General features: G+C 62.9%; 12 protein-coding genes. All 12 read left to right on the top strand.

What is annotated here, in order from left to right:
- Window positions 1-16: 16 nt before the first annotated feature.
- The 12 genes from FJ443_RS22250 to FJ443_RS22195 all read left to right on the top strand — a co-directional run bounded on the left by FJ443_RS22250 (window position 17) and on the right by FJ443_RS22195 (window position 13465).
- Window positions 17-1573, top strand: a complete 1557-nt coding sequence (locus FJ443_RS22250) for an amino acid permease (protein ID WP_140496309.1) — start codon at window positions 17-19, stop codon at window positions 1571-1573.
- 99 nt (window positions 1574-1672) lie between these two features.
- Complete coding sequence (locus FJ443_RS22245) at window positions 1673-3043, top strand: glutamine synthetase family protein (protein WP_140496308.1); 1371 nt, start codon at window positions 1673-1675, stop codon at window positions 3041-3043.
- A gap of 61 nt (window positions 3044-3104) precedes the next feature.
- Window positions 3105-3557, top strand: coding sequence for a hypothetical protein (locus FJ443_RS22240; protein WP_140665935.1), 453 nt, complete (start codon window positions 3105-3107; stop codon window positions 3555-3557).
- Window positions 3554-3970 (top strand): type II toxin-antitoxin system VapC family toxin, encoded by a 417-nt coding sequence (locus FJ443_RS22235; RefSeq protein ID WP_140522425.1) that lies wholly within the window; start codon window positions 3554-3556, stop codon window positions 3968-3970. Before FJ443_RS22240 ends, FJ443_RS22235 begins: the two co-directional genes overlap by 4 nt.
- A 30-nt stretch (window positions 3971-4000) precedes the next feature.
- Window positions 4001-5386 carry an aldehyde dehydrogenase family protein gene (locus FJ443_RS22230; RefSeq protein ID WP_140665932.1) on the top strand — a complete coding sequence of 462 codons (1386 nt, stop codon included), beginning with the start codon at window positions 4001-4003 and terminating at the stop codon, window positions 5384-5386.
- 17 nt (window positions 5387-5403) lie between these two features.
- On the top strand, window positions 5404-6576 hold the full coding sequence (locus FJ443_RS22225) for an iron-containing alcohol dehydrogenase (protein ID WP_140665929.1): 1173 nt from the start codon (window positions 5404-5406) through the stop codon (window positions 6574-6576).
- A gap of 240 nt (window positions 6577-6816) precedes the next feature.
- Entirely contained in the window at window positions 6817-7923 is a 1107-nt protein-coding gene (locus tag FJ443_RS22220; RefSeq protein WP_140556535.1) for an ABC transporter substrate-binding protein, read from the top strand.
- 63 nt (window positions 7924-7986) lie between these two features.
- Window positions 7987-8901 (top strand): ABC transporter permease subunit, encoded by a 915-nt coding sequence (locus FJ443_RS22215; protein WP_140513697.1) that lies wholly within the window; start codon window positions 7987-7989, stop codon window positions 8899-8901.
- Window positions 8898-9689 carry an ABC transporter permease gene (locus tag FJ443_RS22210; protein ID WP_140513696.1) on the top strand — a complete coding sequence of 264 codons (792 nt, stop codon included), beginning with the start codon at window positions 8898-8900 and terminating at the stop codon, window positions 9687-9689. Before FJ443_RS22215 ends, FJ443_RS22210 begins: the two co-directional genes overlap by 4 nt.
- Window positions 9690-9705: 16 nt before the next feature.
- A complete protein-coding gene (locus tag FJ443_RS22205) occupies window positions 9706-10770 on the top strand; it encodes an ABC transporter ATP-binding protein (RefSeq protein WP_140496300.1) in 1065 nt (354 codons plus the stop codon).
- A gap of 128 nt (window positions 10771-10898) precedes the next feature.
- Window positions 10899-12449 carry a sodium:proton antiporter gene (locus FJ443_RS22200; RefSeq protein WP_140496299.1) on the top strand — a complete coding sequence of 517 codons (1551 nt, stop codon included), beginning with the start codon at window positions 10899-10901 and terminating at the stop codon, window positions 12447-12449.
- Window positions 12450-12556: 107 nt separating this feature from the next.
- Window positions 12557-13465 (top strand): endonuclease/exonuclease/phosphatase family protein, encoded by a 909-nt coding sequence (locus FJ443_RS22195; protein ID WP_140665926.1) that lies wholly within the window; start codon window positions 12557-12559, stop codon window positions 13463-13465.

Here is a 13465-nt window from a genome sequence, read left to right as displayed (position 1 = left end):
CGCAAGGGGACTAAAAATGGCAGCACCTGGATATACCGAAGTTGACAAGGCGGAGGACGTCAAGGTCCTCCACAGCATGGGCTACGCCCAGGAACTGGAGCGGCGCCTCAGCCGCTTTTCGAATTTCGCCGTTTCCTTCTCCATCATCTGCATCCTGTCGGGCGGCATCAATTCGCTGGCGCAGGCAACGTCGGGCGCCGGCGGCATCGGCATCGGCATCGGCTGGCTGGTCGGCTGCTTCGTCTCGTTGACGTTCGCCGTCGCCATGTCGCAGATCAGCTCGGCCTATCCGACGGCCGGCGGGCTCTATCATTGGGGCTCGATCCTGGGCAACCGCGGCACCGGCTGGGTCACGGCCTGGCTCAACCTGCTCGGCCTGATCACCGTGCTCGGCGCCATCAATGTCGGCACCTGGACGTTCTTCATCGGTGCCTTCGGACCGGCGCTCGGCATCGAAGGCACGCTGACCAACCAGATGATCTTTCTGGTCATCATCACCGGCGCCCAGGCGCTGATCAACCATCTCGGCATCAAGCTGACGGCCAAGCTCACCGACTTCTCGGGCTATCTCATCTTCTTCGGCTCGATCCTGATCGCGGTGGTCTGCCTGCTCTCCGCCGAAACCTGGGATTTCAGCCGGCTGTTTACCTTCCATAACTACTCCGGCGATGCCGGAGGCGGCGTCTGGCCGTCGGTTTCGAATGCCTGGGTGTTCGCGCTTGGCCTCCTGCTGCCGATCTACACCATCACCGGTTACGACGCCTCGGCGCATACGTCCGAGGAGACCATCAAGGCGGCCAGCTCGGTGCCGCGCGCCATGGTCATGTCGGTGATCTGGTCGGCGGTCTTCGGCTATCTGTTCCTGGCCGCCTTCGTGCTGATGATCCCGAACATGGACGATGCCGCCAAGCAAGGCTGGAACGTGTTCTTCTGGGCCTTCGACCAGCGCGTCAGCCCTGGCCTCAAGGAGTTCGTCTATCTCGTCGTGTTCATCGCTCAGCTGCTGTGCGGCCTCGCCACCGTCACCTCAGCCTCGCGCATGATCTTCGCCTTCTCGCGTGACGGCGGCCTGCCGGGTTCGTCGGCACTGGCCAAGGTCAGCCCGACCTACCGCACGCCGGTGGCCGCGATCTGGACGGCATCGATCCTGTCGGTGCTGTTCGTCTGGGGTTCGACGCTGGTTTCGGTCGCCGGCACCTCGGCCTACACCATCGTGGTCTCCTGCACCGTCATCTTCCTGTTCCTGTCCTTCACCGTGCCGATCGTGCTCGGCATGCTGGCCTGGGGCACGCCCAAGTGGGACAAGATGGGACCGTGGAACATGGGGCGCGGCGTGTTCATGCTGTTTGCGGTCCTGTCGATCGTGTCGATGATCCTGATCTTCGTCATCGGCATCCAGCCGCCGAACGACTGGGCGCTCTACATCACCGTCGGCTTCTTCATCCTGACCGCGATCGTCTGGTTTGCCTTCGAGCGCAACCGCTTCCAGGGTCCGCCGCTCGGCGACATCATCGCGGCGCGCCAAGCGGCGATCAAGGCGGCTGAGCAGGCCGTCGGCGAAACCGGCCACTGAGGCCAGCATCTCACAGCCATGGCCGGCGCATCGCCGGCCATGGCTTCGACCCTTCGAAATCGACAAGCCCAAAATGACAAGCACTGGAGCGCCAAAGGAATGGCCGGAAATTTCTCGTTCGATCAGTTGAAGAAAGCGGTTTCCGGCGGGGAGATCGACACGGTGCTGGCCTGCATCGTCGATATGCAGGGACGGCTGGCGGGAAAACGGTTCCTGGCCCAGTACTTCGTGGATTCCGCGCATGACGAGACGCATGGCTGCAACTATCTCCTGGCCGCCGACATCGATATGGAGCCGGTGCCCGGCTATAAGGCGGCAAGCTGGTCGAAGGGCTATGGCGATTTCGTCATGAAGCCCGACCTCGCGACGCTGCGGCGCATTCCGTGGCTGGAAAAGACAGCGCTCGTGATCTGCGACGTGCTCGATCACCACACCCATGACGACCTGCCGCATTCCCCGCGCGCCATCCTGAAGAAGCAGGTCAAGCGGCTGACGGAGCGGGGCTATATCGGCTATTTCGCCTCCGAACTCGAATTCTACCTCTTCAGCGAGACCTACGATTCCGCCCGCAAGAAGCACTGGCAGGGCCTCGACACCGCCTCGCCCTATATCGGCGACTATCAGATCGGCATCACCACCAAGGAAGAAGGCGTCATGCGACGGCTTCGCAACGAGATGGAAGCGGCAGGCATCCCGATCGAGAACTCGAAGGGCGAGTGGGGGCCGGGGCAGGAAGAGATCAATGTGCGCTATGCCGAGGCCCTCGACATGGCCGATCGGCACGTCATCTTGAAGAACGGCGCCAAGGAGATCGCCGAATCCGAAGGCAAGGCGATTTCCTTCATGGCCAAGTACAATTACGGGCTCGCCGGCAATTCCAGCCACATCCACAATTCGCTGTGGAGCGCCGACGGCAAGACGCCGCTTTTCTTCGACAGACAAGCCGACTGGACGCTGTCGAGCCTCGGCCAGCAGTGGGCGGCGGGCCAACTCAAATACGCCAAGGAGTTCACCTGGTTCCTGGCGCCCTACATCAATTCCTATAAGCGCTTCCAGGCCGGAACGTTCGCGCCGACCAAGATCATGTGGAGCGAAGACAATCGCACCGCCGGCTTCCGCCTGTGCGGCGAAGGCACCAAGGGCATCCGCATGGAATGCCGCATCGGCGGCGCCGACTTGAACCCCTATCTCGCCTTCGCGGCGTTGATCGCCGCCGGCCTTGCCGGCATCGACGAGAAGCTGGAGCTGCAAAAGCCCTTCGTCGGCGACGCCTATCAGGCCTCGCGCCTGCCGGAGATCCCGAAGACGCTGCGCGACGCCACCGACACGCTGGCCAAGTCCAAGATGCTGAAACAGGCGCTCGGCGAGGACGTGCTCGAACACTACGTCCACACCGCCAAATGGGAGCAGTTCGAATACGACCGCCGCATTACGGATTGGGAACTGCACAGAGGGTTCGAGCGATACTAGAAAGATAGTAAGTTACTACCCTTACCTTGATCGGAAACGCGGATTAAACTAGATTTATGCGATGACCGAAGGAACCAAATACCATCCGCTTTTCGAGCATCTTCTGTTCTCGGGCCAAGGCCATATGTCCATGAGCTTCGCGGAGATTGAGCAAATAATAGGCGGCCGCTTGCCGCCGTCGGCGCGACAGCGGGAGGAATGGTGGGCGAACAGCCCGAGCGGGCACAGCCAGGCACGCGCCTGGTTGCGCGCAAACTATCGGGCGTCCCATGTCGACCTTGCGAACGAACGCGTGGATTTTAAACTGGAGGGATGGCCCGAGGGCTATCGAAAGCCGAACATGGCTACCATGGACAAGACTCCTCCGGAAATGGCGGAGCCAGCGCAGGCCAGCTACGAACTTCCACGGGAAAATATCGACCATCCGCTTTTCGGCATATGGACAGGCAAGGTTACGCTTTGCCCAGGGCATGATTACACCAGGCCGGCTTTTGAGCCTGATGTGCAGCCGTGACGCATAGGCTGCTGCTCGACACGTGCGCGATCATATGGATAGCGCTGAACGAGCCGATCAGGCCGGAAGCCAAGACTGCGATCAATACCGCCGCGGCTGTTGACGAGAAGATCCGGGTTTCCCCCATATCGGCCTGGGAATTGGGCCTGCTGAGCGCCAACGGCCGATTGGCGGCAGCAAAGTCGCCAACAAGCATTTTTGGGGAAGTGATCGCCACGCCAGGCATCAAGGTAGAGGCTCTTTCGCCGGGCTTATTGATTGAATCGTCCTTCTTGCCCGGATCGCTTCACGGCGATCCGGCAGATAGAATATTGATCGCGACGGCACGGGCGTTCGATCTGACGCTCGTGACGCGCGATCAGTCGATACTGGATTATGCGAGAGCGGGGCATGTTCGCGCCCTTGCCTGCTGACGCTTTGCCTTTCGATATGGAGACATCTTCTTGGAAATCGTGAAACTCAAATCCCCTATCGATGGTTCGGTCTATGCCGAGCGTCCGATCGCCACTGACCAGGCGGTCAATGCCGCTGTCGAGCGCGCCAAAGCGGCGCAGGAGAAGTGGGCCGGGACGCCGATCGTCGAGCGCGGCAAGTACATGCTGGCGATGCTCGAAACGCTGGTCGCCATGACCGACGAAATCGTGCCGGAGATTGCCTGGCAGATGGGGCGTCCGGTGCGCTATGGCGGCGAGTTCGGCGGCGTCAAGGAACGCACCAGCTATATGGTCGAGATCGCCGAGGCGGCGCTGAAATCGGTCCCGGCTTCCAATCCGAAGGACGGGTTCCGCCGCTATGTGAAGAAGGATCCGCTCGGCGTGGTCATGGTGATCGCGCCTTGGAACTACCCTTACCTCACCGCGGTCAACACGATCGTGCCGGCGCTGATGGCCGGCAACACCGTCATCCTCAAACATGCCGCGCAGACGCTGCTGGTCGGCGAGCGTTTCCAGCAGGCTTTCGACAGAGCAGGCCTGCCCAAGGGCGTGTTCCAGAACATCGTGCTGAACCATGTCCAGACAGAAAAATTGCTTGGCGCGGGCAAGATCGACCACGTCAATTTCACCGGCTCGGTCGCCGGCGGCCGCGCCATCGAAAAGGCAGCGGCCGGCACCTTCATGACGCTCGGGTTGGAGCTTGGCGGCAAGGATCCTGCCTATGTGCTGCCCGACGCCAAGATTGACCATGCAGTCGCCAATCTGGTCGATGGCGCCTTCTACAATTCCGGCCAGTGCTGCTGCGGCATCGAGCGCGTCTATGTGCATGAGAAGGTCTATGACGAATTCGTCGAAGCCTTCATCGCCGAGACGAAGAACTATGTCGTCGGCAACCCGCTCGAACAGGCGACGACGATGGGGCCGATGGCGCAGGCGCGTTTCGCCGACCTGATCCGTGAGCAGAAGGCCGAGGCGCTGCGCAAGGGCGCCAAGGCGCATATCAACATGAAGGTGGCTCAAGACAAGGCCGGCTCGCCCTATCTGGCGCCGGAGGTGCTGACCGGCGTCGACCACCAGATGAGCGTCATGCGCGAGGAAAGTTTCGGCCCGATCGTCGGCATCATGAAGGTGCGCAACGACGAGGAGGCGATCGCGCTGATGAACGACAGCCCCTACGGCCTGACCGCCTCGATCTGGACGCGCGACACCGAACATGCGGTGGCGATCGGCGACCGCGTCGAGACCGGCACGGTGTTCATGAACCGCTGCGACTACCTCGACCCGGCGCTGGTCTGGACCGGCGTCAAGGACACCGGCAAGGGGGCCGGCTTGTCCGCCATCGGCTACGACAACCTGACCCGGCCGAAATCCTTCCACCTGCGCGAAGCCATCTGATTTTTTGAAAGACAAACATGTCCAAGCTGATCTCCAAATGGAACTACCCCACCACCGTTCGCTTCGGCGCCGGGCGCATCAAGGAATTGCCCGAGGTGCTCGCCGCCACCGGCATCAAGCGGCCGCTCTTCGTCACCGATCCGGGGCTGGCGAAACTGCCGGTCGTCGCTTCGACGCTGAAAATCCTCGATGACGCAAAAGTGCCCTACGGCGTTTTCTCCGAAGTGAAGCCGAATCCGGTCGATTCCAATCTCACCGCCGGCATCGCGGTGTTCAAGAAGCGCAAGCATGACGGCGTCATTGCCTTCGGCGGCGGCTCGGCGCTCGACCTTGGCAAGCTGATCGCCTTCCAGGCGGGACAGACGCGGCCGGTCTGGGATTTCGAGGACATCGGCGACTGGTGGACACGCGCCAACTCGGACGCGATCGCGCCGATCATAGCGGTGCCGACCACCGCCGGCACCGGCTCCGAAGTCGGCCGCGCCGGCGTCATCACCAATGAGGCGACCCACACCAAGAAGGTCATCTTCCATCCGAAGCTGCTGCCGGCGATCGTCATTGCCGATCCGGAACTGTCGGTCGGCATGCCGGGCTTCATCACCGCCGGCACCGGCATGGACGCGCTGGCCCATTGCCTCGAGGCTTATTGCGCGCCGGGCTACCATCCGATGGCCGACGGCATCGCCGTGGAAGGCATCAGGCTTGTCTTCGAGAACCTGCCAAAGGCCTATGCCAACGGCAGGGATCTGGTCGCCCGCGCCAACATGATGAGCGCCGCGGCGATGGGCGCGGCAGCCTTCCAGAAGGGGCTGGGGGCGATCCATTCGCTGTCGCATCCCATCGGGGCGCTCTACGACACCCATCACGGCATGACCAATGCGGTTTTCATGCCCTATGTGCTCGCCTTCAATCGCGAGGCGATCGAGGACCGCATCGCGCGGCTCGCCGCCTATTGCGGCATAAGAGGCGGCTTCGACGGCTTCGCCAAGGCTGTCATCAAGCTTCGCAAGGAATTGAAGGTGCCGCATGCGCTGCCAAGCCTGATCAAGGGGCTCGACATGGACAAGAAGCGCAAGGCCTTGATCGCCGATATGGCGGTGGTCGATCCGACAGCCGGCGGCAACCCGGTCAAGCTGACCAAGAAAGCAGCGCTGACGCTGCTCGAAAATGCAATCGCCGGGACGGTGTGATACCGCTTTAAGGGTACAATTGATCTGGAAAATCAGGGGCAACCAAGGGGAAAGGGTGAAGTGCAAAGCAAAAAGTAATTAGCCGGAAAATTAAGTGATGGCTAATTGCTACAGTCGATTAAAAGGAGTTAACTTTCGTGCTGCCAGCGGTGGGGTTTCATAAAGCTTTCATCTGGCTGTCACACGAAAACGATACCGCATCGCAGGCGTCCAACGGCGTCAGTTCAACGGAGAGAACACATGTTCAAATTCACGGGGAAAGTGCTTTCCCTTTCGGCCGCGGCGCTGTTTGCGTCGACGGTGATTTCGTCCGCGGCTCCGCTGGACGATCTCGTCAAGGCCGCGAAGACGGAAGGCCAGCTCACCACCATCGCTTTGCCGCATGACTGGTGCGGTTACGGCGACGTCATCGCCGGGTTCAAGGCGAAATATCCGGAAATCACCATCAACGAGCTCAACCCCGACGCCGGCTCGGGCGACGAGGTCGAGGCGATCAAGGCCAACAAGGACAATAAGGGCCCGCAGGCGCCCGACGTCATCGACGTCGGCCTGTCCTTCGGCCCGACCGCCAAGGCCGACGGCCTGCTGATGCCCTACAAGGTGTCGACCTGGGACTCGATCCCCGACAGCGCCAAGGATGCCGACGGCGCCTGGTACGGTGATTACTACGGCGTTCTGGCGATGATGGTGAACAAGGATCTGGTCAAGGAATCGCCGAAGGACTGGGCCGATCTGCTGAAGCCGGAATTCGCCAATTCGGTGGCTCTCGCCGGTGATCCGCGCGCTTCGAACCAGGCCATCCAGGCGGTCTATGCCGCTGGCCTTTCGAGTGGAGCCGCGGCTGGCGAAGCCGCGGGCACCGCCGGCCTCGACTTCTTCAAGAAGCTCAATGCCGCCGGCAACTTCGTACCGGTCATCGGCAAGCCGGCGACACTCGCCCAGGGCCAGACCCCGATCCTGATCAACTGGGACTACAACGCGCTCGCCGGCCGTGACACGCTGAAGGGCAACCCGCCGGTCGACGTCGTCGTGCCGAAGACCGGCGTCGTCGCCGGCGTCTACGTGCAGGCGATCAGCGCCTATGCGCCGCATCCGAACGCAGCCAAGCTCTGGATGGAATACCTCTATTCAGACGAAGGCCAGATCGGCTGGCTCAAGGGCTATTGCCACCCGATCCGCTTCAACGATCTCGCCAAGAACGGCAAGATCCCGGCGGACGTCCTGGCCAAGCTGCCGCCGGCGGAAGCCTATGCTTCGGCGGTGTTCCCGACGCTGGACGAGCAGGGCAAGGCCAAGGAAGCCGTCACCAAGAACTGGGACTCCGTTGTCGGTGCCAACGTCAAGTAACAGTTGAATCCACCGGGCGGCTTCGCGGCCGCCCGGTTCCCCCTCGAAGACGGTAGCCGGCGCATGACCGATCTCTCGCTTTCCAGTCACGATACCGCAGGCAAGACCGCGCCGCCCGCGGAGGCACGCGCGTTGCGATTGCCGACGCAATGGCTAGGCGTCGCTCCGTTCTTCATCTTCGCCATCATGTTCCTGATTTTGCCCACGCTTTATCTGATGCTGGGCGCATTCCAGAATGATGCCGGCGAGTTCACGCTCGAGAACATTGTCGCTCTGGCGCAGCCGTCGATCGTTGCCGCTTACTGGATATCGATCAAGGTAAGCCTGGCCTCGGCGCTGATCGGCGCTTTCGCGGGCCTGGCCATCGCCATCGCCATCGTGCGCGGCGGGCTGCCGGACTGGATACGCTCGGCCACCCTGACTTTTTCCGGCGTCGCCTCCAATTTCGCCGGCGTGCCGCTGGCCTTCGCCTTCCTCGCCACGCTCGGCCGGCTCGGTCTTGCCACGGTGATCCTGAACACCGTGTTCGGCCTCAACATCTATGCCCACGGCTTCAACATCCTGTCCTTCTGGGGCCTGACGCTGACCTATGTCTATTTCCAGATACCGCTGATGGTGGTCATCATCACGCCGGCAATCGATGGCTTGAAGAAGGAATGGGGTGAAGCTGCCGCCACGCTTGGCGCGACCACCGCGCAATATTGGCGCATCGTGGTCATCCCTGTGATCTGGCCGAGTTTTCTCGGCACCGTGATCCTGCTTTTCGCCAACGCCTTCGGGGCGATCGCCACCGCCTATGCGCTGACCGGCTCGTCGCTCAACATCGTGCCGATCCTGCTCTACGCGCAAATCCGCGGCGACGTGCTGCACAATGCCCATCTCGGCTACGCGATCGCCTTCGGCATGATCGTCATCACCGGCCTGGCCAATGTCTTCTACATCTGGTTCCGGACCCGTTCCGAGAGGTGGCTGAAATGAAGTCGGGCAGATTCTGGGCCTGGGTGGTCTTCATCCTCGGCGCGGCCTATTTCTTCATCCCGTTGATCGCGACGGTGGAATTTTCCATGCGCATGCGGCGCGGCGCCTATTCCTTCGACGCCTACCGGATCGTGCTCGGCGACGCGCGTTTCCAGGCGACCTTCCTGTATTCGGTGGTCGCCGCCATCTTCACCATTATTCTGGGTGTGCTGATCGTGGTGCCGGCAGCCTACTGGATCCGATTGCGGCTGCCGCAGCTCAGGCCGATCGTCGAGTTCATCACGCTTTTGCCGTTGGTCATTCCGGCCATCGTCATCGTCTTCGGCTATATCAGGATGTACGGCTCGAATTCACCCTTGCCGTTCCTCGGGTCCGATATGGGAACCAATGCCTTGCTGGTCATCGGCTATGCGACCTTGGCGCTGCCCTATATGTATCGTGCCGTCGATACGGGGCTCAGAACCATCGACGTGCGGACGTTGACGGAAGCGGCCCAGATCCTCGGAGCCGGCTGGGGCACGATCATCACCCGCGTCATCCTTCCCAATGTGCTGATTGCGGTGTTGTCCGGCGCCTTCCTGACATTCGCCATCGTCATCGGCGAGTTCACGATGGCGAGCCTGCTGAACCGGCCGGCTTTCGGCCCCTATTTGCAGAATGTCGGAGCCAACCGCGCCTATGAGCCGGCGGCCCTTGCCATCATCGCCTTCGTCATCACCTGGGGCTGCATGTCGCTGATCCAGATCCTGTCGCGCTTCGCGCCGAAATCGGCTAATCGTCCGAACTGACCCGAAAGAAAAAGCCATGGCCGAGCCATTCCTCTCCATCCAGCATGTGCGAAAATCCTTCGGCGCCACCACCGTTGTCGAGGATTTCAATCTCGACGTCGAACCGGGCGAGTTCGTCTCATTCCTCGGCCCGTCAGGCTGCGGCAAGACGACGGTGCTGCGCATGGTCGCCGGCTTCGAGGAGCCGTCGGCCGGCAAGATCGTCGTCGGCAGCAAGGACATCACCAGGTTGAAGCCGAACCAGCGCAATGTCGGCATGGTGTTCCAGGCCTATGCGCTGTTCCCGAACCTGACCGTGGCGCAGAACATCGGCTTCGGACTGAAAGTCGCCGGCATGTCCAGGGCGGACATCGATGCCCGTGTCGCCGAAATGCTGGGCATCATCAAGCTGCCGCAGATGGCCGACCGCTATCCTTATCAGCTCTCGGGCGGCCAGCAGCAGCGCATCGCGCTGGCCCGCGCCATCGCACCGAAGCCGAAGCTCTTGCTGCTCGACGAGCCGCTGTCGGCGCTTGATGCCAAGGTGCGCGTCTCGCTGCGCGAGGAAATCCGCTCGATCCAGAAGAAGCTCGGCATCACCACCATCTTCGTCACCCATGACCAGGAAGAGGCGCTGTCGATCTCCGACCGCATCGCGGTGATGTATGGCGGCAAGGCCGAGCAGGTCGGCACGCCGTTCGAGATCTACAACCGGCCGGCAACCAAGTTCGTCGCCAATTTCGTCGGCACGCTGAACGTGCTGGAAGGCACCGTCACCGACGCGGCGTCGGGCAAGGTTCGTGTCAACACCGAGGAAGTCTCGCTCAAGGGCAGGCTCAACGGCTCGAAGTCCGGCGATACGCTGTCATTGGCGCTGCGGCCGGAAGCCATTTCGCTCGGCCGCCAGCCCGGTCGCGATTCAAGCCTGTCCGGCGAGATTTCCGAAGTGCACTTTCTCGGCTCGGTGATCCGGGTCCGGGTCGGCATCGGCGGCAACACCGTCTCGCTCGACACGTTCAACAGTTCGACGACGCCACCGCCGGCCGTCGGCGAGAAGGCGGAGATTTCCTTCTCGTCGGGCGACCTGCTGGTGCTGCACTGACGCGGCCGGAGCGCCCTGCCGATCCGGTCACCGGTCCAGTTGCCGGACGATCCTCCCCTGCTGGACAATCAACAGCATCTTGCCGCTTTGCCACTGCCAAGAGCTCTGCTTCGCCGCTACGATGAGCCATGGCGCTATTTGAGCTCACCCTTGTCCTCCTGCTGATCGCCGTTGCGCTGACGGCGCTGTCGCGGCGCCTGCAGGTTCCTTACCCCGCCTTGCTGGCGCTGGCGGGTGCCGGCCTTGGCTTCCTGCCCGGCGCGCCGACGATCGAGATCGATCCGGAACTGGCGCTTGCGCTGTTCATTGCGCCGGTGCTGCTCGACGCGGCCTACGACACATCGCTGCGCGATCTTAACCGCTACAGGCTGCCGCTTGTGCTGTTGGCGCTTGGCGCGGTCGTTTTCACGACCGCCGTCGTGGCCCTGGTCGGCTGGAAAATGGCCGGCCTGCCGATCGCCGCCGCCATAGCCCTCGGCGCCATCGTGGCGCCGCCGGACGCGGTTGCCGCGAGCGCCGTGCTCGGGCAGTTCAAGGTGCCGCACCGCATCACGGCCATCCTTCAGGGCGAAAGCCTGCTCAATGACGCCACCGCGCTTTTGATCTATCGCATCGCGATCACTGCCGCCGCCGGTCCCGTTCTTTTGGGCAGTGCCGTTCCGATGGTCCTGCTGTCGACCATCGGCAGCCTGGCCGCGGGCTATCTGCTCGGCCGCCTGTCCCAGGCGATGCTTGGACGCATCGAAGATGCGGCGAGCGGCACCGTCGTGCAGTTCGCCGGGACGTTCGGCGTCTGGATCCTGGCTGACAGGCTGGGGCTCTCGGCCATCATCACCATCGTCGTCTATGCCATGACTATCGCGCGCACCGCACCGCGGCGCATGTCGGCCAGAAAGCGCGTCAGCTCCTATTCCGTCTGGGAGACGGCGGTGTTCGTGCTCAACGTGCTGGCTTTCGTGCTGATGGGCCTGCAGGCGCGGCTGATCGTCGGTCGCCTGGCCGAGCAGGGACAGTCCGAGGCGTTCCTGTTTGCAGGGACGATCCTGGCCGTCGTCATCGTTTCCCGCCTTGCCTGGGTGCTGGGCTGCGGCGCCGTGATCCGAGGGCTTGCCCGCTTCGGCAATGCGGAGCAGCGGCAAGAGGTGCCGTCGTTTCGCGGCGGGGTGCTGATCGGCTGGTGCGGCATGCGCGGCCTGGTGACGCTGGCGGCTGCCTTCGCATTGCCGGCGAACTTCCCCGGCCGCGATCCGATCGTGCTCACCGCCTTTTGCGTGGTGCTGGGCACGCTTGTCCTGCAAGGCATGAGCCTGAAGCCGTTGCTGCGCCTGCTTCGTCTCGAACCGGACGAGACCATAGACCGCGAGGTCGCGCAGGCCCGTGTCGCCATCATGCAGGCGGCCCTCGACATATTGAGCGGCAAGACCTCGACCGCGGCGGCGGCGGTGCGCGAGCAGTATGCCGCACAGCGCAAGGTCGCCAAGAACCCCGACGACGCCCAGGCAGCAACCGAGTACGACCGGCTGCGGCTCTATGCCATCAAGCGCCAGCGCGACGCGCTGGAAGAACTTCGCCGCAACGGGACGATCGGTGACGAGGCCTATCACCGGCTGGAGGAAGAAATCGACTGGTCGGAGCTGGCGGCTTCCCCGGCGGGACGGTTCCAGCCGCTGACGACCTAGGCGAGGCGAGGGGCTTTTACGTCGTGGCCCAGCCGGGCCGCCGCGGCGGTCCATTGCAAGGTCGCCGTCGAAACGGTACTGCCGTCACCAAACTGAGCCGGACAAGAATGAAGCTGGTCAGCTACAATATCCAATACGGGTTCGGCAGCGACGGCCTCTACGATCCGGCGCGCGCCGCGCGCATTGTTGCCGGCGCCGATATCATCGCCTTGCAGGAGGTCGAGCGGCACTGGCAGCGCAGCAATTTCGACGACCAGCCGGAGCTGCTTTCGTGCCTGCTGCCGGACTATCACTGGGTCTACGGCCCGGCCTTCGACATGGACGCCAGCGAACAGCGCGACGGCCGCATCGTCAGCCGGCGCCGGCAGTTCGGCACCATGGTGCTGTCGAAGCTGCCGATCGTCTGGTCGCGGCTGCATGCGCTGCCGATGCGCCGCACACTGCGGCCGCTCAACACCCGCAACGCGGCGCTCGAATGCATGATCCGCACGCCGGCGGGTCCGGTGCGGGTGCTTTCATTGCATCTCGCCCATGTCGCGGTTGAAGAACGGCTGGAGCAGATCGATTATCTGTTCGCCGAGCATCGCCGGGCGCCCTCCGATGGCGGGCCGTGGAGCGGCGCCGACGATGAGCCGGCGCGCAACTGGAGCAATGGCGAGCCAGAGCCGGAGAACCCGCTGGCGGCGATCTGGATGGGCGATTTCAACATGGAGCCGGGCAGCGCCGAATACCGCCGCATCGTCGGCGGCACGCCCTATCATCGCGGTGCCGCCTATCTGGATGGGTTCGTCGATGCCGCTGCCGTGGCGATTGAACCGGCGGATGACTTCCACACGCATGAGAAGATCATCGACGGCAGGCTGGCAAAGCGCCGGCTCGATCATTGCTTCGTCGGCGGCCTGTTTGCCGGTCGTGTGCGCTCGGTCAGCTCGGACATTGGCGAAGTGGCTTCCGATCATTTTCCGGTCAGGATCGACATCGATCTCGAAACGCCCGCCGGCCCCGGAGGCGGATGA

This window comes from Mesorhizobium sp. B2-6-1, from assembly GCF_006440475.1.
Classification (GTDB): Bacteria; Pseudomonadota; Alphaproteobacteria; order Rhizobiales; family Rhizobiaceae; genus Mesorhizobium.
The sequence above is the reverse complement of the archived record's forward strand: the minus strand, read 5'-3'. Positions and strand labels throughout refer to the sequence as shown.